General features: G+C 67.8%; 19 protein-coding genes. 10 read left to right on the top strand and 9 right to left on the bottom strand.

Annotated features, from left to right (window positions below):
- Positions 1-268: 268 nt before the first annotated feature.
- The 3 genes from AB6730_RS16975 to grxC all read right to left on the bottom strand — a co-directional run bounded on the left by AB6730_RS16975 (position 269) and on the right by grxC (position 2,086).
- Positions 269-1,291 (bottom strand): isocitrate dehydrogenase, encoded by a 1,023-nt coding sequence (locus AB6730_RS16975; RefSeq protein WP_371024779.1) that lies wholly within the window; start codon positions 1,289-1,291, stop codon positions 269-271.
- A gap of 136 nt (positions 1,292-1,427) precedes the next feature.
- Complete coding sequence (locus tag AB6730_RS16970) at positions 1,428-1,817, bottom strand: carboxymuconolactone decarboxylase family protein (protein WP_371024778.1); 390 nt, start codon at positions 1,815-1,817, stop codon at positions 1,428-1,430.
- The gene (grxC, locus tag AB6730_RS16965; protein WP_306847798.1) at positions 1,817-2,086 is read right to left on the bottom strand and encodes a glutaredoxin 3; all 270 of its coding nucleotides are present in this window, start codon (positions 2,084-2,086) and stop codon (positions 1,817-1,819) included. Before grxC ends, AB6730_RS16970 begins: the two co-directional genes overlap by 1 nt.
- A 160-nt stretch (positions 2,087-2,246) precedes the next feature.
- On the opposite strand from grxC, the gene AB6730_RS16960 reads away from it, so the two are divergent.
- The 9 genes from AB6730_RS16960 to AB6730_RS16920 all read left to right on the top strand — a co-directional run bounded on the left by AB6730_RS16960 (position 2,247) and on the right by AB6730_RS16920 (position 12,955).
- Positions 2,247-3,863 (top strand): M48 family metalloprotease, encoded by a 1,617-nt coding sequence (locus tag AB6730_RS16960; protein ID WP_371024777.1) that lies wholly within the window; start codon positions 2,247-2,249, stop codon positions 3,861-3,863.
- Positions 3,864-3,942: 79 nt separating this feature from the next.
- Positions 3,943-4,632 carry a phosphate regulon transcriptional regulator PhoB gene (gene phoB / locus AB6730_RS16955; RefSeq protein WP_166698972.1) on the top strand — a complete coding sequence of 230 codons (690 nt, stop codon included), beginning with the start codon at positions 3,943-3,945 and terminating at the stop codon, positions 4,630-4,632.
- Between the two features lie 58 nt (positions 4,633-4,690).
- The gene (phoR, locus tag AB6730_RS16950) at positions 4,691-5,968 is read left to right on the top strand and encodes a phosphate regulon sensor histidine kinase PhoR (RefSeq protein ID WP_371024776.1); all 1,278 of its coding nucleotides are present in this window, start codon (positions 4,691-4,693) and stop codon (positions 5,966-5,968) included.
- Between the two features lie 100 nt (positions 5,969-6,068).
- Positions 6,069-8,147, top strand: a complete 2,079-nt coding sequence (ppk1, locus tag AB6730_RS16945; RefSeq protein ID WP_371024775.1) for a polyphosphate kinase 1 — start codon at positions 6,069-6,071, stop codon at positions 8,145-8,147.
- A complete protein-coding gene (locus AB6730_RS16940; protein ID WP_371024774.1) occupies positions 8,144-9,289 on the top strand; it encodes a glycosyltransferase in 1,146 nt (381 codons plus the stop codon). The genes ppk1 and AB6730_RS16940 overlap by 4 nt, the downstream gene beginning before the upstream one ends.
- Positions 9,286-9,810 (top strand): hypothetical protein, encoded by a 525-nt coding sequence (locus AB6730_RS16935; protein WP_371024773.1) that lies wholly within the window; start codon positions 9,286-9,288, stop codon positions 9,808-9,810. Before AB6730_RS16940 ends, AB6730_RS16935 begins: the two co-directional genes overlap by 4 nt.
- Before the next feature lie 93 nt (positions 9,811-9,903).
- Complete coding sequence (locus AB6730_RS16930; RefSeq protein ID WP_371024772.1) at positions 9,904-11,421, top strand: exopolyphosphatase; 1,518 nt, start codon at positions 9,904-9,906, stop codon at positions 11,419-11,421.
- 65 nt (positions 11,422-11,486) lie between these two features.
- Positions 11,487-12,230 (top strand): peptidylprolyl isomerase, encoded by a 744-nt coding sequence (locus AB6730_RS16925; protein WP_371024771.1) that lies wholly within the window; start codon positions 11,487-11,489, stop codon positions 12,228-12,230.
- A complete protein-coding gene (locus tag AB6730_RS16920; RefSeq protein WP_371024770.1) occupies positions 12,227-12,955 on the top strand; it encodes a UDP-2,3-diacylglucosamine diphosphatase in 729 nt (242 codons plus the stop codon). The genes AB6730_RS16925 and AB6730_RS16920 overlap by 4 nt, the downstream gene beginning before the upstream one ends.
- 100 nt (positions 12,956-13,055) lie before the next feature.
- On the opposite strand, the gene AB6730_RS16915 is transcribed toward AB6730_RS16920, so the two are convergent.
- The 6 genes from AB6730_RS16915 to AB6730_RS16890 form a co-directional block, all read right to left on the bottom strand.
- Positions 13,056-13,856, bottom strand: coding sequence for a ferritin-like domain-containing protein (locus AB6730_RS16915; RefSeq protein WP_371024769.1), 801 nt, complete (start codon positions 13,854-13,856; stop codon positions 13,056-13,058).
- A 42-nt stretch (positions 13,857-13,898) separates the two neighbouring features.
- Positions 13,899-15,377 (bottom strand): amidophosphoribosyltransferase, encoded by a 1,479-nt coding sequence (gene purF / locus AB6730_RS16910; protein ID WP_371024768.1) that lies wholly within the window; start codon positions 15,375-15,377, stop codon positions 13,899-13,901.
- 12 nt (positions 15,378-15,389) lie between these two features.
- Positions 15,390-16,025: a CvpA family protein gene (locus tag AB6730_RS16905; RefSeq protein ID WP_371024767.1), complete on the bottom strand. Its 636-nt coding sequence runs from the start codon at positions 16,023-16,025 to the stop codon at positions 15,390-15,392.
- A 41-nt stretch (positions 16,026-16,066) separates the two neighbouring features.
- Positions 16,067-17,128, bottom strand: a complete 1,062-nt coding sequence (locus AB6730_RS16900; protein WP_371024766.1) for an SPOR domain-containing protein — start codon at positions 17,126-17,128, stop codon at positions 16,067-16,069.
- Between the two features lie 87 nt (positions 17,129-17,215).
- Positions 17,216-18,595, bottom strand: coding sequence for a bifunctional tetrahydrofolate synthase/dihydrofolate synthase (folC, locus tag AB6730_RS16895; protein WP_371024765.1), 1,380 nt, complete (start codon positions 18,593-18,595; stop codon positions 17,216-17,218).
- Positions 18,592-19,212, bottom strand: coding sequence for a GNAT family N-acetyltransferase (locus tag AB6730_RS16890; RefSeq protein ID WP_371024764.1), 621 nt, complete (start codon positions 19,210-19,212; stop codon positions 18,592-18,594). Before AB6730_RS16890 ends, folC begins: the two co-directional genes overlap by 4 nt.
- An 84-nt stretch (positions 19,213-19,296) precedes the next feature.
- Here AB6730_RS16890 and AB6730_RS16885 point away from each other — a divergent pair, with 84 nt between their 5' ends.
- On the top strand, positions 19,297-20,370 hold the full coding sequence (locus AB6730_RS16885) for a sterol desaturase family protein (RefSeq protein WP_371024782.1): 1,074 nt from the start codon (positions 19,297-19,299) through the stop codon (positions 20,368-20,370).
- Positions 20,371-20,580 lie beyond the last annotated feature (210 nt).

Raw genomic sequence — 20,580 nt, 5'->3', positions numbered from 1 at the left:
CGACTTGTGGAACCGAGGAGCGCCGGGTGAAAAGGCCCGTAGGGGGCCGGCCTGGACGGCCGGCCGTTTCCGCTGAGCCACGGAGGGCGAATCGAAAACCCCGCCCGGCGCGACGGGCGCGACGGGGCGTCAGCCATCAGACACGGCCGCGCAGCGGCTTCCTTTCCCGAGCGACGGTGGAACCGGAGCGACGAGGGTGGCGGCCGACGGCTCTGCCCCACCGCCGGCCCGCTGCCTCGGGATCGCCGACGAAGTCGGCTCCCACAAGTTAGGCCGTGGCGCGGATGCGTTCGACGATGGCGTCGCCGAACGTGTCCGTGGTGCCGGTGCCGCCGACGTCCGGCGTGGTGCGGTCGCGTGCTTCCATCACGTCGCGGATGGCGCTGCGCAGGCGGGTGGCCTTGGCGACCATGTCGAGATGATCGAGCATGTCGGCCGCCGCGAGCAGCAGGGCGCAGGGATTGGCCTTCTTCTGGCCCGCGATGTCCGGCGCCGAACCGTGCACGGCCTCGAAGATCGCCGCGTCCTTGCCGATGTTGGCGCCCGGCGCGAGACCGAGGCCGCCGACGAGGCCGGCGCAGAGGTCGGAAAGGATGTCGCCGAACAGGTTCGTGGTGACGATCACGTCGAACTGGTACGGATTCATCACCAGCTGCATGCAGGCGTTGTCCACGATCATCTCGTTGAACTCGATGTCCGGGTAGTCCTTCGCCACCTCACGCGCCACCGTCAGGAACAGGCCCGACGAGGTCTTCATGATGTTGGCCTTGTGCACCGCCGTGACCTTCTTGCGGCCCTTCTGGCGGGCCATCTCGAAAGCGTACTTGCAGATGCGCTGCATGCCGGGGCGGGTGTTGCGGATCATCGAGATCGCGACTTCGTTGTCGCCCTCGCCGGTCTGGGTCTGGCCTTCGGCCAGATAGGCGCCTTCGGTGTTCTCGCGCACCGTGATGATGTCGATGTTCTCGAAGCGCGCCTTCGTGCCCGGGAAGCTGATCGCCGGACGCACGTTCGCATACAGATCGAACTTGCGGCGCAGGGTGACGTTGATCGAGGTGAAGCCGCCGCCGATCGGCGTGGTCAACGGCCCCTTGAGGGCGACCTTGTGCTCGGCGATCTTGTCCAGCGTGGCCTGCGGCAGCAGGTCGCCGTGCTTTTCGAGCGCGACCACGCCCGCGTCCACGAAATCGTAGGCGAGGCCGCAGTCCAGGGCGTCGAGGACGCGGATGGTCGCGTCCATGATCTCGGGGCCGATGCCGTCGCCGGGGATCACGGCAATGGTCTTGCTCATGGGGGTAACTCCTGAAGGAAAGCGGACGCAGGGCGCGCGGTTGCCGCGCGCGGGGAGAAAAATCGCCCAATTATCGGCGATCCGGCCTGCTTCCTTCAAGTTTGGCGCCCCTCCTGGGGGCGCCCGTCATGCCTGTTCAGGCGGCGGAATGATCCGCGCAGGCCGCCGCATCCGCCGGCGCCTCGGTTTCCAGCGAGTCGAGGAAATCGACCGCGCGGCGCAGGTGCGGGATGACGATCGAGCCACCCACCACGAGGCCGACACTGAATACCTCGAAGAACTCGTCCCGATTCACGCCCGCTTCCTTGCACTGCGCCACGTGATAGCTGATGCAGTCGTCGCAGCGAAGCACCATCGATGCCACCAGGCCGAGCATTTCCTTGGTCTTCACATCCAGGGCGCCCTCGCGGTACGTCTGGGTATCCAGGGCGAAGAACCGGCGCACCACCTGGTTGTCTTCCGACAGTATCCGTTCGTTCATCCGCTTGCGGAACGCGGTGAACTCTTCCACGCGATCGCCGGCCATCAGTGCGCCGCCTCGAGGATCTCGGCCAGCCGGCCACTGCGGTCCGCCGCGGCGAGGTCGTCGAATCCGCCCACGTGGGTACCGTTGATGAAGATCTGCGGCACGGTGCGGCGGCCACCGCTCTTTTCCAGCATCGCGTCGCGCTGGGCGGGATCGGTGTCGATGCGCACCTCGTTCCAGGACAGGCCCTTGGCCTTCAACAGGTTCTTGGCGGCCACGCAGTAGGGGCAGACGGCGGTGGAATAGATGGTGATGTCGGGGCTGGACATGGAGGGATTCTCCGAACCGGAATGGGCGCAAGATGGCGATCGGGAGCGGATTTTGCAAGGACGGGGCGAACCCGGCGGCCGCGGCGCGGTCGAATTCCATCCCACCGCCGCAACCGTGGACGGTGTCTATTCGTTAGGTGATGGTATCGTCGTTCGACCTATGCGCCCGCCCCTTTCCCGCCTCTCCATCCTTGCCGCCACCGCCCTCGCGACCTTCGCCGCGGGAGCCCAGGACAACGTCCGCCTGCCCGACCTCGGCAGTTCGGCCAACGCCCTGATCAGCCCCCGGGAGGCCGACGAGTACGGCGCGATGATGCTGCGCCAGATGCACGCACTCGACCTGACCGTCGACGACGCGCTGGTCGACCAGTACATCAACGACCTGGGCTACCGCCTGGTCGCCTCCAGCGACCGGCCGAAGGACCACTTCTCGTTCTTCATCGTCAAGGACACCCAGATCAACGCCTTCGCGGCGCCGGGCGGATACATCGGTGTCAATGCCGGCCTGATCAACATCACCAGCAGCGAAAGCGAGCTGGCCGGCGTCATCGCCCATGAAATCGGCCACATCACCCAGAACCACCTCTACCGCGCGTTCGAGGATTCCAAGAAGAACGCCCCGCTGATGGCCCTGGTGCTGCTGGGCGCCATCGCCGCCGGCGCTGGCGGTGGAGCCGGCGACGCGGCACCGGCGGTACTCATGGGCGGCCAGGGGCTGCTCATGCAGCGACAGATCAACTTCACCCGCAAGGACGAGATCGAGGCGGACCGGGTCGGCATCCAGACCCTCGCCAACGCGGGCTACGACCCCGAGGCCATGGCCGAGTTCTTCGGTCGCATGCAGGACACCTTGCGCGTGGGCGAAGGCGAGGAAGCCCTCCCCGCCCTGCTCCAGACCCACCCGGTGACCCTGGCGCGCATCAGCGATGCGAAGGCGCGGGCGCGGGTGATCGAGGAGAAGCAGGCGAACAAGCCGCGCCTGTCCACGCTCGACAAGGCCACCTGGGAAAAGAGCACGGCTCCGGTCCTCTTCGTGAAGGACCCGACGGCCCTGGTCAGCCCCGGCGGCAAGGTCGCGCCGGAAAGCACCGGCGATACCTATGCGTTGATGCGTGAACGCGTGCGCGTGCTCTCGGGCGACGCCCAGCGTCTCACGTCCTATTACGCGACCAACCTGAAGCGGAAAGACTTCGACACCGCCGCCAACCGTTATGGCTACGCGCTGGCCCTGCTCCGCACGGGGCACGGTGCGCAGGCCGTGGATCAATTGCAGCCCTTGCTGGCCAGCCAGCCGGGCAACGTGATCCTTCGCCTGGGCCTGGCCGACGCCTATGAAAACGCCGGCCGCCACGGCGACGCCATGGCGATCTACAAGGCCCTGCATGAAAACTCCCCGCGCAACCGCGCCGTGGCCCTGGGCTACGCGCGGGCCCTGGCCGACAGCGGCCGCGCCGAGGATGCCCGCGCGGCCTCGGCCATGCTGCGGCCGATGCTCGACGACAGCGACGACCCGGAGATCTTCCGTACCTTCGCCCGCGCCAGCGAGCGCTCCGGCGATACGATCCGCGCCGCCGAGGCCTATGCCGACAGCGCCTACCTCTCCGGGCGCCCGTTCGACGCCATGGAGCAGCTGCGCCGCCTGCTCAAGCGCGACGACCTGGATTACTACCAGCGTTCACGCATCCAGGCCCGGATCAGCGACCTCACGCCCCTCCTCCTGGAGCTGCGCAAGCGCCGGATCACCACCGACGACAACCCCGACGGGCGCAGCCAGTAGGCCGATTGTTACGATTGTCATTGCCGTGTAACACAGCACGGCTGCAATATGACCGTCACAGCCAACGAGCGGTCCCAGCGTGCATAAACGCATCCTTATCGTGGAAGACGAGGCTTCGATTCGCGACATGGTCGCTTTCGCGCTTCGCAAGGCGGGTATGGACGCGGCTCACGCCGCGGACGCCCGCGCCGCCCAGATGGCCATTTCCGAGCGTGTTCCGGACCTCATCCTGCTCGACTGGATGCTGCCCGGCACGAGCGGGCTGGAGCTGGCCCGCCGCCTGCGCCGCGAGGAACTCTCGCGGGAAATCCCGATCATCATGCTCACCGCCCGCGGCGAGGAAATGGACCGCGTGAACGGCCTGGAGGCCGGTGTCGACGACTATGTCATCAAGCCCTTTTCCACCCGCGAACTGATCGCCCGGATCAAGGCGGTGCTCCGCCGCAGCCAGGGCGACGACGGTTCCGGCGTGGTCGAGCTGGGCGGCCTGCGCATCGACGGTCCGGCGCACCGCGTGTTCGCGGGGGAAGACGCGGTGCCGATCGGCCCGACCGAATACCGCCTGCTGTTCTTCTTCATGACCCACCCGGAGCGGGTGTACTCGCGTGCCCAGCTGCTCGACCACGTGTGGGGCGGCAGCGTCTACGTCGAGGAACGCACGGTGGACGTGCACATCCGCCGCCTGCGCAAGACCCTCGAACCGTGGAAGCTGGACGACATGGTCCAGACGGTTCGTGGCGCGGGCTACCGGTTCTCGTCGAATACCTAGGTTTTCGCGGGCCAGCCGCGCTATGGTGCGTTCCACCAGACCGTCACCGGCTCGACGCATGCCCGTTCGTTTCGTTTCCCCTTGGCGACTGCCCGTCACGTGTGCCGTCCTGCTCCTCGCGGGCGGCGCCGCGGGCGCGCTCGCGGGCGCCGCGCTGATCGGCGTGATCGTGGTCGCGCTGGCGGAAATCGTCGTACTGCTGTCGCTGTTCCGTCACAAGCCGGGGCCAATGTTGCAATCGTCCGCCACGCGCCCCCCTGAGTATGACCGTCTGATGACCCGCACCCGCCGTATCGCATCCCGCCTGCGCGACCTGCGCAGCGCGGCCGGAACGCTGCCCGACGCGGTGGTCCTGCTGGACCACTCGTTGCACGTGCGCTGGTTCAACCACGCGGCGGAGGAACTGCTCGGCCTGAAGCGCCCGCGCGACCGGGGCCGGTCGATCGCCGAACTGCTGCGCAACAGCGAACTGGCGGACTGGCTCACCGACGGTGCGCGCGAACCGCTGAACGACGTCACCTCGCCCGGCCATCCCAACCGCCACGTGACTGCCACCCTGCTGCCTTTCGGCAGCCGCCAGCGGCTGCTCCTGGCGCGCGACACCAGCCATCTCACCCGGCTGGAACAGATTCGCCGCGACTTCGTCGCCAACGTCTCGCACGAATTGCGCACGCCGCTGACCGTGATCCACGGTTACCTCGAATTGCTCGACCCGGAAGATGTGCCGGAACTCGCTCCCGTGCTCGACGAGATGCGCGCGCAGTCCAAGCGCATGGGCCAGATCGTGGAAGACCTGCTCACGCTCTCGCGCCTGGAAACCCAGGACCACGTGGCGGATGAACACGTGCAGATGTCGCCCTTGCTCGCCAGCCTGCGCAAGGAAGCCGAAGCGCTCAGCCAGGGCAGGCACACCGTATCGCTCGACATCGCCACCTCGTACGACCTGCTCGGCTCGCCGAAGGACCTGCACAGCGCGTTCTCGAACCTGGTGAGCAACGCGGTGCGCTACACGCCCACTGGCGGGCGCATCGCCATCCGCTGGGCCGAGGCCGAGGGCGGCGCTCGCTTTTCGGTGCAGGATTCCGGGTTCGGCATCCCCGCCGCCCATATCGCCCGGCTCACGGAGCGTTTCTATCGCGTGTCGTCCAGCCGCTCGCGTGACTCGGGCGGCACCGGCCTCGGCCTGTCGATCGTGAAGCACGTGCTGAACCTGCACCAGGCGCGCCTCTCGATCGAGAGCGAGCCCGGCAAGGGCTCCACCTTCGCCTGCGTTTTCGGCAGCGACCGCCTCCTCGACGGCGCGCGGCTGCAGGAAGCGGCCGGGCTGCACCCCTGAGCCATGCCCGCGAATGCGCCCGGGGCTTGCTGCGTTGCCGCTTTCCGGCATGATCGTCGATGAGCCACCATCGGCTGCCGTGAAAAGACCAGCGGAACGAATGAGCGATCCTGTCGACCTCGGCGCCCCCGAGCTGTACATCAACCGCGAACTGGCGGCACTGGAATTCAACTTCCGTGTCCTCGCCCAGGCTCGCGATCCGGACGTGCCCGCCCTGGAGCGGCTGCGCTACCTGACCATCGTCAGCAACAACCTCGACGAGTACTTCGAGGTGCGCGTGGCGGTGCTCAAGCACAAGCACGCCCTCGGCGCGGCCATCCCCGGTGCGGACGGGCTGTCGTCCAGCGAAATCCTCACGCGCATCCGCGAGCGCACGCTGGAACTGGTCACCGAGTTGTACGGCACCTGGCGCGACGAACTGCTGCCGGCGCTGGCCACCGAAGGCATCCGCTTCCTCACCCGCGAGGACTGGAGCGACAAGCAGCGCCGCTGGCTGCTCGGCTACTTCCAGAACGAGATCATGCCGGTGCTGTCACCGCTGGGGCTCGATCCGGCGCATCCGTTCCCGCGCATCCTCAACAAGACGCTCAACCTCGCCGTGGTGCTCAAGGGCCGCGACGCCTTCGGCCGTGAGGGTCACATGGCCCTCGTGCGCGCACCGCGCTCGCTGCCCCGGATCATCCACCTGCCCGCCGAGGTTTCGGACGGCGACGGCGATTTCGTTTTCCTGGCTGAAGTACTGCAAGCCTTCGCCGACGAGATCTTCCCCGGTTTCCAGGTCTGCTCCTCGTACCAGTTCCGTGTCACGCGCAACAGCGAACTCGTGGTCGAGGAAGCCGAGGTGGAGAACCTCGCCCGCGCCCTGAGCGAGGAACTCGCCGGCCGTGGCTATGCGCGTCCGGTGCGCCTCGAAGTGGGCGCCGATTGCCCCCGCGCCATCACCGAGATGCTGATCGCCAACTTCCAGCTCGAGGAAGCCGACGTCTATCGTTGCGACGGCCCGGTCAACATCATCCGCGCCGGCTTGATCTACGACCAGATCGACCGTCCCGAACTCAAGTTCCCGCGGTTCACGCCACGTCTTTCTCCCGCGTTCGAGAAAGGGGTGAACGAGTTCGACGTGCTCGGCACGCGCGACGTGTTGCTGCACCATCCCTACGAGTCCTTCGCCTCGGTGGTCGAGCTGTTGCGCCGTGCCGCGCAAGACCCCGGCGTGCTGGCGATCAAGCAGACCCTCTATCGCGCGGGCAAGGATTCGCCCCTGGTCGACCTCCTGGTGGAGGCGGCACGCAACGGCAAGGACGTCACGGTCGTGATCGAGTTGCGCGCGCGCTTCGACGAAGAGGCCAACATCGGCCTGGCCAACCGCCTCCAGGAAGCCGGCGTGCAGGTGGTCTATGGCGTGGTCGGCTACAAGACGCACGCGAAGATGCTGCTGATCGTGCGGCGCGAAGCGGGCGGCGTGCTGCGCCGTTATGTGCACTTGTCCACCGGCAACTATCACCAGGGCAACAGCCGCGGCTATACGGACATCGGCCTCATGACCGCCGACCCGGAAATCGGCGAGGACATCCACAAGGTCTTCCAGCAGCTGTCGGGCCTGGGCCCGATGATCCAGCTCAAGCGCCTGTTGCACTCCCCTTTCACGTTGTACAGCAGCGTGATGGGCAAGATCGAACGCGAGATCGAGCACGCACGCAACGGCCGGCCTGGACGCATCGTCGCCAAGCTCAACGCGCTGAACGAAGCGCACGTGGTCGAGGCCTTGTATCGCGCATCGATGGCGGGCGTGCAGATCGACCTCATCATTCGCGGCGCGTGCACGCTGCGGCCGGGCGTCCCCGGCATCTCCGAGAACATCCGCGTGCGCTCGATCATCGGCCGGTTCCTCGAACACAGCCGCGTCTACTGGTTCGGTAACGACGGTGCGCCGGAACTGTATTGCGCCAGCGCCGACTGGATGGAGCGCAACCTCATGCGCCGCATCGAGGTTGGCGTGCCCATCCTCGAACCGACGCTGGCACGCCGCGTGTACGACGAGACACTGGCCAACTACCTGCGCGACAACACGCAGGCCTGGTTGCTGGGCAAGGACGGCCGCTACACACGCAGCCACCCCGCCAAGGGCGAGGCGCCGTACAGCGCCCAGCAGGCGCTGCTCGCGGCCTACAGCGGGTGAAACGGCGCATCCTCCTCCTGTCGGTATCCGCGGGTGCGGGCCACGTGCGCGCCGCCGAAGCGCTCGAGGCGACGGTAGCCACGCTGGCCGCCGACGGGCGCGGGATCGAGGCGAAACATCTCGACGTCATGGACTATGTGCCTTCGAGTTTCCGGCGCATCTACGCGGATTTCTACCTGCGCCTGATCACGCGGCACCCGCAGCTCTGGGGAATGCTCTATCGCATCACCGACGACACGCGGCCCGAAGCGGTGACCCAGCGCATGCGCCGCACGATCGAGCGGCTGCATACGCGCCGCCTGCGTGCGGCCATCGCGCAGTTCGCCCCGGACGCGATCGTCTGCACGCATTTCCTTCCCGCCGAGATGTTGATGCGGCAGATCCGAAAGGGCCGCATCACGGTGCCCGTATGGCTGCAAGTCACCGACTTCGACCTGCACCGCATGTGGGTGATCCCGGAGATGACCGGCTATTTCGCCGCCAGCCCCGAGATCGCGCAACGCATGCGCGCGGTCGGACTGCCCGCGTCGCGCGTGCACACCACCGGCATCCCGGTGATGCCGGCGTTCGCCGAGCCACACGATCGCCGCGCCCTTGCCGCATCGTTCGGCATGGACCCCGACCGGCCGGCTTACCTGGTGATGGGTGGTGGCGCGGGCGTGGGCGCGCTCGACGAGCTGGCCGACACCCTGCTTTCCAACGGCGGGGATTTCCAGTTGGTGGTCCTCGCCGGCCGCAACGCCGCGATGCTGGAGCGGCTGCGCGCGCTCGCCGCCACGAGGCACGTCGGACGCCTGTTCCCGCACGGGTTCACCCGCCATGTCGAGCGCCTGATGGCCTGTTGCGACCTCGCGATCACCAAACCCGGCGGCCTCACCACGTCGGAGTGCCTGGCGATGGGCCTGCCCATGATCGTCAACGCGCCGATTCCCGGCCAGGAAGAACGCAACGCGGATTACCTGCTGGAACAGGGTGCGGCGTGGAAGGCCATCGATGCCGTGGCCCTGGCCTGGCGGATCGGCGAACTCCGCGCCCAGCCCGGGCGTCTCGCCGCCATGGCCGCCAGTGCACGTGCGATCGGCCGCCCGCATGCGGCGCGCGAAGTGATCGACACCGTGCTCGCCGACCTGGACGGTACATGAGTCATTCGCCGCGTCGCCGACTCGCCGCCGTCGTTTCGACCGCCCTGTTCACCTTGCTGCTGGCCTTCATGTTCGCCCACGTGGAGATCGAGATCGAAGGCCCCAACGGCTGGGCCACCAGCCTGCCGACCTGGCGCGTCGATCACCACTGGCTGCTCGACCTGCTCTGGGGCGGACGGCCCATGACCGGGTACCACGCCTGGGTCTTCCCGTTCATCGCCTTGTTTTTCCATTTCCCGATGGTGTTCCGTGGCTTCTGGAGCTGGCGGGCACAAGTTCGTGCGATCGCCTGCGTGATGCTGTTCTGGGTCGCGGAGGACGGCCTGTGGTTCGTGCTGAACCCGGCGTTCGGGCTGGAACGCTTCAATCCGGTCGACGTGCCCTGGCATCGTCATTGGTGGGGACCGGCGCCCAGCGACTACTGGGTATTCGGTTTTCTTTGCATCGTGTTGTTCATTCTCTCGGCGCTGCCGAAGCCGCCGCGCCGGCCCACGGCAGGCACCCGCCTCCATTCTTCGTGACTCTTCCACCCATGCGAACACGATTCATGTGCTTGCACGCAAGACCCGGCACCATGCCAGAATCCACCGACACGCCGCTGCGGACATTCCACCTTGGCACCGACAGGTAAATCGCAGATCAACGAAGGCGAGTTGCTCGCCGCCGTCGACCTCGGCTCCAACAGCTTCCATATGGTCGTCGCCCGCTACGAACACGGCGAGCCCCGCGTGATCGACCGCCTGCGTGATTCCGTGCGCATGGCGGTGGGCCTGCGCCCCGACGGCACGCTGGATGCCAACCATCGTGCCGCGGCGCTCGCCAGCCTCGCTCGTTTCGGCCAGCGCATCGCCGGCATCCCCGCCCTGCACGTGCGCGCCGTGGCGACCAACACCGTGCGCCGGCTGGCCTCGCCACATGCCTTCCTCTCCGCGGCCGAGGCGGCCCTGGGCCATCCGGTGGAAATCGTCTCCGGACGCGAGGAAGGACGCCTGATCTTCCTTGGCGCGGCGCACGACCTGCCCGCTTCGCGCGATCATCGCCTGGTGATCGACATCGGCGGCGGCAGCACCGAGTTCATCGTCGGCCGTGGCACGTCACCCATCCTCACCGAAAGCGTGCAGGTGGGTTGCATCGCCTCGACGCTGCGCTTCTTCCCCGGTGGAAAGATCACCCGCAAGCGCTGGCTGCGTGCGCGCCGTGAGATCGGCGTGCTGCTCCAGCAATTTTCCGAGGACTACCGCGAGGCCGGCTGGGCCGACGCCTATGGCTCGTCGGGCACCGCGAAAGCCATCGGCTCGGTGGTCCGGGCCATGAAATTATCCGACGATGGCATCACACCTGAATCGCTCGCGGCGGTCCGCGAGGCGCTGATCGAGCAGGGGTCGTCCGCCACGCTGAAACTGCCGGGCCTTGCCGACGATCGTGCCGAGGTATTCGCCGGTGGCGTGGCGATCTTCGAGGCCGCGTTCGACGCCCTCGGCATCGATCGCCTGCGCGTTTCCGAAAGTTCCATGCGCGAAGGCCTGCTCTGGGACCTGATCGGCCGCTCCGCCGGCACCGATCCGCGCATGGCCAGCATCGACTCGCTGGCCAGCCGCTACGGCGTCGACCGCGCCCAGGCCCGCCGCGTGGAGACCACCGCGCTGGCCTTGTTCGACCAGTTGGCCAAGGTCTGGAAGCTCGACGACGACGCGCGCGAGTGGCTTTCCTGGGCATCGCGCGTGCACGAACTCGGCCTCGCCATCGCGCACAGCCAGCACCAGCGCCATGGCGCTTACATCCTGCGCCACGCCGACATGGCGGGTTTTTCCCGGCAAGAACAGCAATTGCTCGCGGCCATCGTCGAGTGCCACCGGCGCAAGCCCGAGAAATCGGTCATTTCCGCACTGCCCGTGCGCTATCGCATGCTGGCCCGCCATATCACGGCGATCCTGCGCCTGGGCGTGCTGTTTCGTCGTGCCCGCCGGGCCGAGGCGCTGCCGCGCATCCGTGCCGTGGCCACGCGCCAGCGTCTCCGCCTGACCCTTCCCGCGGACTGGCTCGACCAGCATCCGCTGACCGAAGCCGACCTGGAGCAGGAACGCGAGCCGCTGGCCGAGCTGGGCCTCGAACTGGAGATCGTGACCGAATGACCGCGATCCGCCCTGCAAAGGGGGGTATCATGCCGGGAATGTTCCACCGTCACGACCGGTCACCCATGCTCAGAGCCGTCTTCGCCAGCGTCCTTCTCGCCCTGCCCGTCCTAGCGTTCGCGCAGGCGACCAAGCCGGCGACACCGGCGCCCGGCCCCGTCGAGCACCCCCGCGTGACGATGCACACCACCCAGGGCGACTTCACCCTGGAGTTGTTCCCGGAGAAAGCGCCCAAGAGCGTCGCCAACTTCCTGCAGTACGTGCGCGACGGCTTCTATGACGGCACGGTGTTCCACCGCGTGGTCGATGGCTACATGGTCCAGGGCGGCCTCTACAGTCGCGACCTCACACAGCGGCGCACGCGCGCGGCGATCCCCAGCGAGGCGGACAACGGGCTCTCGAACCTGCGCGGCACCGTCGCGGTGGCGCGCGGAACCGATCCCAACTCGGGTACGGCACAGTTCTTCGTCAACCTCGTCGACAATCGCCGGCTCGACTACGTGAGCAACCAGAGCGGCCTCACCTGGGGCTTCGCCGTCTTCGGCAAGGTCGTCACCGGCATGGACACGATCGACAAGATCGCCGCCCTGCCCACGCGCGCGCAGGGTCCGTTCGTCGGCGACGTGCCGAATCCGCTGGTCGTCATCGAGTCGGCCAGCGTGGTCGGCGAAGAGAAGGCGGCGCCCGCCCGCTCTTCCTCCGCCGCGGCTCCCGCCAGCGCACCGGCGAAGCCCGCGACCGCGCCGGCCAGGCCGGCCGCGCCCAGGAAGGGCGAGAAGAAAGCGGCCACACCGCCGAAGACCGCATGAGCACGCTGTTCATCGCCGACCTGCACCTCGACGAGGCGCGGCCCGATATCACGCTATTGTTCGAACAGTTCCTCGCTTCGGACGAAGCGCGCTCGGCGAACGCCTTCTACATTCTCGGCGACCTCGTCGAAGCGTGGATCGGCGACGACGACGATGCGCAGCTGCCGGCACGGATCGCGAAGGCCACGCGCGGGCTGAGCGATGCCGGTGTTCCCGTCTACTTCATGGTCGGCAACCGCGACTTCCTGCTCGGACCCGCCTTCGCCGAACGCGCGGGCATGATCCTGCTCGACGACGGCGCAGTGCACGACATCGAAGGCGTGCCCACCCTGCTGATGCATGGCGATGTACTCTGCACCGACGATGTCGAATACCAGGCCGTTCGCGCCCAGGTAAGAACGGAAGCATGGAAGGCGCAGGTCCTCTCGATGCCACTGGAGGCGCGCCGCGCCTTCGCCGCGCAGGCACGCAGCGACAGCAAATCGCGCACCGGCCGCATCGACGAGACGATCATGGACGTGAACCAGGGCGCGGTCGAAGACGCCATGCGCCGCGCGGGCGTCCATCGCCTCGTGCACGGGCACACGCACCGTCCCGCCATCCACGAGTTCGAGTTCGACGGCGCGCCCGCGCAGCGGATCGTGTTGGGCGACTGGTACGACCACGGCTCCGTCCTCTCGATCGACGGACACACCGTCGACCTCCGCGGCCTGTCGCTCACCTGATGCTGTCACCTGCCTGGTGGAAGCCAGGCTCTGTGTGGGAGGGCTCTGTGTGGGAGCCGGCTCTGCCGGCGATGGGTGCTTGCCGTAACTCGACCCAGGCTCAGCCCAGGGTGCCCAGCCAGACCAGTTCGCTCTCGGAAAATCCCGCCGCACGGCGCGCATCCAGATTGAACGGTCCCCGCAGCGAACCATTCATGTAATCGGCGAGCAGCTGCGCGAACGTGGCCTCGGGTTCAATCCCGTCGCGTTCGCAGCACCAGTGGAACCACCGTGTTCCCGCCGCCACATGCGCCACTTCCTCGCGCAGGATCACTTCGAGGATCGCGACGGTGCGGTCGTCGCCCTGGCGACGCAATCGATCCATCATGCCGGGAGTGACATCCAGCCCGCGGGCTTCCAGCACGCGTGGCACCAGGGCCATGCGTGCCGTATCGCTGTGCGCGGTCTTCTCCGCCATCTCCCACAAGCCGTTGTGCGCGTCGAAGTCGCCGTAGACGTGGCCGAGTTCGGCAAGGCGAGCGGACAGCATCGTGAAATGCCGTGCCTCGTCGTTGGCGCACGAGGCCCAGTCGCGGTAGTACGCCAACGGCTTGCCGCGGAAACGGTAGACCGCGTCCCAGGCCAGGTCGATGGCGTTGAATTCGATGTGCGCGATGGCATGCACGAGCGCGGCACGGCCTTCCGCCGTGCCCAGGCCACGCTGTGCCACTTCGCGGGAAGGGACCAGGCGAGGACGTTCGGGTCGACCCGGAAGTCCGATGGGACTCGCTGGCGGCGACGACGGGTCCGGCCTCAGTTCGCCCGCTTGCAGGGCCGCCCAGGTCTCGAAGCTGAGCCGGACCTTCTCGTCCGGATCGGCGGCATCGAGGCAACGGCGGGCGGCGGCGTGCAGGTCGTTCATGGCTCGCTGGCGGCGTGATACGTCATCCGCGCCGCCCGCTGCTCAGGCGCTGCGGCGCTCGTTCTTGGCGGCGTCGGAGCGCAGTGCTTCCTGCTGCTCGAGGAAGCCCGCCTCGACACCCGTGACGTACTCGCCGGAGAAGCACGAGGTATCGAAATGAGTGAGCGCTTCGTTGCCATCGGCGACGGCCCAGACGAGGTCGTCGAGGTCCTGGTAGATCAACCAGTCCGCACCGAGTGCCTTCTCCACTTCTTCCACCGTACGCCCGGCCGCGACCAGTTCGGAAGCCGCCGGCATGTCGATGCCGTAGATGTTCGGGTAACGCACCGGCGGCGCGGCCGAGGCGAAGTACACGTTCTTCGCGCCGGCGTCGCGCGCCATCTGGATGATCTGGCGCGACGTGGTGCCACGAACGATCGAGTCGTCCACCAGCAGGACGTTCTTCTTGCGGAATTCGAGATCGATCGCATTGAGCTTGCGGCGCACCGATTTCACCCGTTCGCCCTGCCCCGGCATGATGAAGGTACGGCCGATATAGCGGTTCTTCACCAACCCCTCGCGCATGGGCACGCCCAGGGCCTGCGCCAGCGAACTCGCGGCCGTGCGCGAGGTATCGGGAATGGGGATGACCGCGTCGATGCCATGGTCGGGACCACGCTCGCGGAGGATCTTCTCGGCCAGCTTCTCGCCCATGCGCAGGCGCGCCTTGTACACCGAGACATCTTCGATCATCGAATCCGGACGCGCGAGATAGACGTATTCGAAGATGCACGGCGCGTGGACGGCGCCTTCGGCGCAATGCTGCGCGTGGAGCTCGCCGCCGTCGGTGACGATCACCGCTTCACCCGGCGCGATGTCGCGCAGGCGCTTGAAGCCGAGCACGTCGAGGGCCACCGATTCGGAGGCGATCGCATATTCGCGGCCTTCCGGCGTGACGCGCTCGCCGAGCACGAGCGGACGAATGCCGTTGGGATCGCGGAAGGCGATCAGGCCATAGCCGAGCACCAGCGCGATGCAGGCATAACCGCCGCGTGCACGCGCGTGCACGCGCGAAATCGCCTTGAAGACGTGCTCCGGCGTGAGGTCGCCGCGGTCGTCCACCTGCAGTTCGTGCGCGAGCACGTTGAGCAGCACCTCGGAATCGGAGTCGGTGTCGATGTGCCGGCGATCGTCCTCGAACATTTCCTTGCGCAGGGTCTCGGTGTTCACGAGGTTGCCGTTGTGCGCGAAGGCGATGCCGTAGGGCGAATTGACGTAGAAAGGCTGCGCTTCCTCGGTACCTTCGGAGCCCGCCGTGGGATAGCGGCAGTGGCCGATGCCGATGCGTCCGCGCAGCTTGCTGACGCCCGCGGAGTTGAAGACGTCTCGAACCAGGCCGTTGCCCTTGTGCAGGCGCAGGCGCGCGCCATCCACCGTGGCGATGCCGGCGGCATCCTGCCCGCGATGTTGCAGGACGGTCAGGCCGTCATACAGGGCCGATGCCACTTCCGTGGTACCGACGATGCCGATGATTCCGCACATGGGTGTTGCCTTCTACGAAGAGGCCGCCGTGGTCGCGGCGGCAGGGTGAGCATTCGAGTCTTTCGAGGGCTGCGCGGGGATCGTCAGGTCGCGCAGTTTCATCAATTCTTCCCGGCTGGGCAGTTTCACGTCCGGCATCTTCATGTTCTGCAGCGCCGCTGGCGGGTGCATGTATTCGCGTACGCTCGGCGGCACCTGCTGGCCGAGCCAGGCAGCCGGCGCGGCGAACTGCGGCAACATCGCGGATTCGCGCCACATCGGCTCGTTCGGCAACGGCGTGAAGCCCAGCAGGAACACCACGCCACTCACGATGAGCACGCCGCGCGCGAGACCGAAGATCATCCCGAGCAGGCGATCCATGCCACCCAGCCCCGTTCCCGAGACCAGGCGCGAAATCAGGAACCGGAACACGGCGCCGACCAGCAACACCGTGATGAAGCACAAGCCGTAGCCGATGGCGATCCGCGCCGTCGGCAGCGATACGCTGCTTTCGAAGTAACGCGCGACCACCGGCCCGAACAGCCACGCGATCCAGAACGCGGCCACCCAGATCACCAGCGAAAGCACTTCGGAGATGAGGCCGCGCGCGAGGCCGATCAAGACCGAAATGAACAGTACGGCAAGGATGACGTAGTCGGCCCAATTCACGTGACGCTCCTCGAATTCACGATGGGAGTCGGTCCGGCCCGTCAGGGCGCCGGGACGACGACCCCATCGAGACCCACCTTGGCCTTGATCTGGTCCTTCAGGCGCACCGCGTCGTCACGCTGCGTCTGCGGCCCCGCGCGGACGCGCCACAACTTGGCGCCGCCGCTGGAGGCAATGCTGTCCACATAGCCCGGAATGCCCGCGCCGCGCAGCTTGTCGCGCAGGCGCGTGGCTTCGGTCTCGCTGCTGACCGCGGCCACCTGGACCGCGAAACCACCCGCGCGTGGCGCGGCGGCAGGCACGCTGGGCGTGGCCGCGGCGGGTGCCGGGGTGGCGGCCGGGCGCGCCGGCGCCGGGGCGTCGGCGGTCTGCGCATCGGCCTTGGTCGACAGGCTGGCGGGAGCGCCGGGCACGGCGGCGACGATCTTCAGGCGGGCGGTCTCGGCGGCGGCACGCGATTCGAACGGGCCGGCGGTGACCCGGGTAAGCGACTTGCCTGCCTGCGTGGTCGAGGCCGTGCCCACCGGATAGCCCAGCGCCTTCACCTTCTGCACGAGGGCGTCGGCCTTGGAACGGTCCGCGTAGGCACTGAGGTTGATGCTGTAGCTGCCCCGTGCGGCGGTGCCCGGCGGCAGCGCCGGTGCCGCGGCCGGCGTGGACGGGGGCGCGGAGGCGACGGGTGCGGTGGCGGGCTTGGCCGCCGGCTTCACCGGGGTCGCCGCCGGCTTGCTGGCGGCAGGCGCGTTGGCGAAATCTTCCGGCAGGGCGTCGGCCGGCTTGCGCGAGGCGATGTCCACCGAGGCGAGGCGGCCGCCACCGCCAGGTGTGACGCTGGCGGGAGGTGCCGAAACGGCGGGCGCGGGCTGCTGGGGTGCCGCACCGGCGGGTGCGCCCGCTGTCTGCGGACCGTTCACGGTGGCCGGCGAGCCGTTCGGCGTCACGTCGAGCGTACGCGTCTGCAGTTCGCGGTCCGGTGCCGGCGGGATCGCCAGGCTGACGGTCTGGTCGGCGTCGGACTTGGGCGGCGTGCTGGAGAACAACATCGGCAAGAACAGGACCGCCAGGGCGATCAGGACGGCGGCACCCAGCATGCGTGTTTTCAAGGAAGGCTCCATACGACCGGTGCAAAGCGAATCGCGGCGATTATAACCGGCAATGGACCTGCCCCGGCGCCTTGCCCGTGCCGGCGTTCACGTGACCGTGGACAAGGCGGCGCCCGCGACGAAGAAGGAGCCGAAAAGCAGCACGGTGTCCTCGTCGCCCGCGGCGTCGCGCGCGGCCGCCCAGGCCTGGGCGACATCCGGAAACGCCTGCGCGGCGGAACCCGGCAGTACGGCGGCGAGGGTGGCCGCGATCGCATCGGCGGGCAGGCCGCGCGGTGTGTCGCGCTCCAGACCGGCGAGGAACCAGCCGTCGACCCGTCGCCCCAAGGCCTCGACGACGCCCGCCACGTCCTTGTCCGCGAGGGCGCCGTATACGGCGAAGACGCGGCCCGCCGAGGGCTCGGCGTCCAGCCATGCCGCCAGCGCCCGCGCGGCCTGCGGGTTATGGCCCACGTCGACGAGGGTACGCGGATGTTCGGCGATGCATTGGAGGCGGCCGGCCACGTGCACGTGTTCGAGGGTATGCCGGATGGCGTCGGGCGAGACATCCACGCGAGGTCCGAGGGCATGGATGGCGGCGATGGCCGTGGCCGCGTTGGCGACTTGCACCGGGGCGTCGAGAGCCGGCCGGGGCAGGTCCAGCACCGTGCCGTCCCGGTGCGTCCAGCGCCAGCCTGTAGGAGCCGATCTTGTCCTTGTGGGAGCCGCTTCAGCGGCGATGGGAGCTTGCGGAGTGCTTGCCCGCTGCCGCGGGATCGCCGCTGAAGCGGCTCCCACAGGGGTGGCTTCCACGGGTGGAGAGGTGACGGTGAAGGCCTCGCCGGCGCGGACGATGTCGGCGCCGATGTCGCGCAGGGCTTGCAGCAGGCCGGCCGGGGGGGCCAGTTCGCCGATGATCGCGGGCCGGCCCGCGCGGGCGATGCCCGCCTTTTCGCGGCCGATGCTGTCGCGGTCGCCACCGAGCCAGTCCTGGTGATCCAGGTCCACCGTGGTGACGACGGCGACGTCGGGATCGACGATGTTCACGGCGTCGAGGCGGCCACCCAGGCCGACCTCGAGGATCGCGATGTCGAGTGACGCGCGCGCCATCAGGTCGATGGCGGCCAGCGTGCCGAACTCGAAGTAGGTTTGCGGGATATCGCCGCGCGCGGCTTCGATCCGTTCGAACGAAGCGACCAGCGCATCGTCACCGGCATCCTCGCCCTCGATCCGGATACGCTCGTTGTAGCGAAGCAGGTGCGGTGAGGTGTAGCAACCCGTGCGGTAACCCGCCGCCCGCAGCATGCCTTCGAGCAAGGCCACCGTGGACCCCTTCCCGTTGGTACCGCCGACGGTGATCACGATGGGGGCCGGGCGCGGCGCGCCCATCGCCTCCCAAACCGCGCGCACGCGGTCCAGGCCCAGCGCGATATCGCGCGGATGCGTGCGCTCCTGGTAGGCGAGCCACCCGGCCAGCGTGCGCGTCATGCGTGTTCCCGGTCCAGTTCACGCATCCAGAAGTCGAGCGTGTGCGGCGTCGCCGCGTCGGCACCGATTTCCTTCCACGACAAGGTACAGCTCAGGTCGATGGCCGGCTTGTAGCCCCGCCCGAGCCAGAACGCGTCGTTTCGATGGTAATTCGCCGGCTTGCGCGTATCGCCCGGCTCGCGGCGCACCGAACAGAAAGCCGTCCAGCGGAAGGTTCCCGATGCGCGCGCGCGTGCTTCGCGTGCATCGAAGAAGGCGTGCCCGATGCCGCGTCCACGCCACGGCGCGAGCAACACCGATTCGCCGAAATAGAACACGTCGTCCGGCGCGATCCCGTGTTCTTCGAAGGGCCTGCGGAATGCCTCGCCCTCGTCGGCCAATGGCATGCCGGTGGAGGCGCCCACCGCGCGCCCCGACTCGTCGCGGGCGACGACGCAAACGCTGCGAGGCGAGGTGGCATACGCGGCCAGGTAGTCCCGCTCGTAGGAGCGGTCGCCGTCGTAGAGGTAAGGCCAGTCGCGAAATACCGTCTGGCGCAATCCGGACAATTCCTCGGCCACGGGCAGGATCTCCTTGCCCACGTAAGTCCGTACGTCGATCCCTGGAATGTGGCGCATGGCGGAAAGCCCAACGAAAGAGGCGTGCAGCTTAATCGCAGTGTCGACCGCGCGCACCTGCACGGTCTTGCGAAGGTAGCCAGCATGTTCGCGGGATGGTCCCATCTTGTCGACTGGACGAGTGCCCACGCCATCGTCCCGTTCCTCGCCCTGCTCCACCTGACCGGCCTCGCCGGCGATCCGCGCGAAATCGCGGGGGCGATCCTCATCTCGATCCTGCAAGTGGCGATCATCGCCCTGCTGTTCCGCCCACTGGAATCGGTGATCCCCGCCGAGAAGTGGGCGGACCGCAAGCTCACGCGGGTGGACTGGCAATACACGCTTATGATGCTGCTCGGGATCTTCCCGATGTTCAGCTACCTCGTCCTGACGCCGATCGGCAATGCCTTCGGTGGGACCGACGCGGCCGGCAACGACGATTCACCGCTCGGCATCGTGCACTGGGTGCCTGCCTTGAACAGCCATCCGTTGGCGCTGTTCCTGGTCTATTACGTCATCTACGACCTGGTCTATTACTGGATGCACCGCCTGCAACACGCGCTGCCCTGGTGGTGGGCGCTGCACAGCATGCATCACAGCACGCGGCAGATGAGTTGCTGGACCAACGACCGTGGCAGCCTCGTCGATGGTTTCCTGCAGTCGATGGTGCTGGCGGGCGTGGGCTTGCTGATCGGCGTGGCGCCCACCGAGTTCGCCTGGTTGATGCTGCTGGGCGAACTGGTACAGAACTTCTCGCACGCGAACGTGCGCGTGCGCTTCGGGCCCGTCCTCGACCGACTGTTCGTTTCGCCCGTGTTCCATCGCCTGCACCACATGCTGGTGGACCCGGACCGTCCCACCCTGCACAACTGCAATTTCGGGCAGGTGTTCTCGATCTGGGATTCCCTGTTCGGCACCGCGCTGCATGACGAGCCGATCCGGCCGACAGGCGTGGGCGATCCGATGGTGGACGCGGACAACGAGAAAGGGCTGACGGGCCTGCATTGGGCGGCATTCCGCCGCTTCTGGGGCGCGGTCACGTGCAAGGCGGGCTGGCGGCTGGGCGAGGTCGCCTTCGGCGCGGATTACCGGCCGGTATCGGTGAAGGAGATCGACCTTCATGCGCTGGAGGGTGGGCGGCTGGGCGAGCACCCATCGGCGAGCGGAAGTGGTGCTTAAAAAACCGCGAGGCTGACGTTTTCGTTCTTCGCGCATTCCTGATTTCGTGTGATGTCGCGGCTCGGCTTCGCCCTCGCATTCGCTGTGTGCGGCGTGGCGGGGGAGCTGCCGGGCGCCACCCTCGTGGCGACTTGTGGAACCGAGGAGCGCCGGGCGAAAAGGCCCGTAGGGGGCCGGCCTGGACGGCCGGCCGTTTTCGCTGAGGCAGGA

Origin of the sequence: Luteibacter sp. RCC_6_2 (assembly GCF_041360655.1) — a bacterium.
GTDB lineage: Bacteria > Pseudomonadota > Gammaproteobacteria > Xanthomonadales > Rhodanobacteraceae > Luteibacter.
The sequence above is the reverse complement of the archived record's forward strand: the minus strand, read 5'-3'. Positions and strand labels throughout refer to the sequence as shown.